The sequence below is a fragment of the Pseudomonas sp. NPDC087598 genome, from assembly GCF_044743525.1.
GTDB lineage: Bacteria > Pseudomonadota > Gammaproteobacteria > Pseudomonadales > Pseudomonadaceae > Aquipseudomonas.
The window spans coordinates 1-1,095 of sequence record NZ_JBIUWQ010000163.1 but is presented as its reverse complement, the minus strand read 5'-3'; the positions used below and the strand labels follow the sequence as shown (position 1 = coordinate 1,095).

The 1,095-nt window shown below is 52.0% G+C and carries 2 protein-coding genes; both read right to left on the bottom strand.

Annotated features, from left to right (window positions below):
• Positions 1-70: 70 nt before the first annotated feature.
• Positions 71-604, bottom strand: coding sequence for a transcription termination/antitermination protein NusG (nusG, locus tag ACIOWE_RS30285; protein WP_007916492.1), 534 nt, complete (start codon positions 602-604; stop codon positions 71-73).
• 9 nt (positions 605-613) lie between these two features.
• Positions 614-982, bottom strand: a complete 369-nt coding sequence (secE, locus tag ACIOWE_RS30280; protein ID WP_007916493.1) for a preprotein translocase subunit SecE — start codon at positions 980-982, stop codon at positions 614-616.
• Positions 983-1,095: the final 113 nt, after the last annotated feature.

Here is a 1,095-nt window from a genome sequence, read left to right as displayed (position 1 = left end):
ACTTGCGCGTTTATCCCAGTGACGACAAAACCCCACAGCCTAGGGCTGCGGGGTTGGGATGCTTGTCCAGCTAGACCTTTTCGACCTGACTGAACTCCAACTCTACCGGAGTAGAGCGACCGAAAATAAGCACTGCCACTTGGATCCGGCTCTTTTCGTAGTTAACTTCTTCAACAACGCCATTAAAATCAGCGAATGGACCGTCATTGACTCGCACCGTTTCGCCTGGCTCGAAGAGAGTCTTCGGCTTAGGCTTATCGCTACCATCAGCGACACGACGCAGAATTGCTTCTGCCTCTTTATCGGTGATTGGTGCAGGCTTATCAGCAGTACCGCCGATAAAACCCATCACCCGAGGAGTATCCTTGACCAAGTGCCAAGTACCCTCGTTCATATCCATCTGTACCAGCACATAGCCTGGGAAGAACTTACGTTCGCTTTTGCGCTTCTGGCCATTACGCATTTCAACCACTTCTTCAGTGGGAACCAGAATTTCGCCGAAGCCATCTTCCATGCCAGCCAGCTTTACGCGCTCAACCAGCGAGCGCATTACATGCTTCTCGTAACCCGAGTAAGCATGCACAACGTACCAACGCTTAGCCACGGGACACCCTTAGCCGACAATCAAGGAAACAAGCCAGCCGAGCAGGGAATCGAGCCCCCACAACAGCAACGCCATAACCAGAACAACAGCCACCACAATAAGGGTGGTCTGCGTGGTTTCTTGGCGAGTTGGCCACACGACTTTACGAATCTCGGTGCGAGCTTCCTTAACCAGTACAAAGAAAGACTTGCCCTTCGCAGTCTGCAGGCCTACAAAGGCAGCTACAGCAGCAATGACAAGCAAAGCAAGTACACGGTACAGGATCGGCGAAGCAGAGTAATACTGATTGCCAACAACGCCTACAACCACCAAAGCGACTACTACAAGCCACTTGAGCAGATCGAAGCGAGAGCCTTGTGCTTCAGCCTTAGGAGTCATCTATGAAGATCCTGTGAAAAGAAAGCCAGACACACTGAGTGAATCTGGCAGGTCAGGAGGGAATCGAACCCCCAACCTACGGTTTTGGTGAGCGTCGCTGTGCGAGTTGAGCT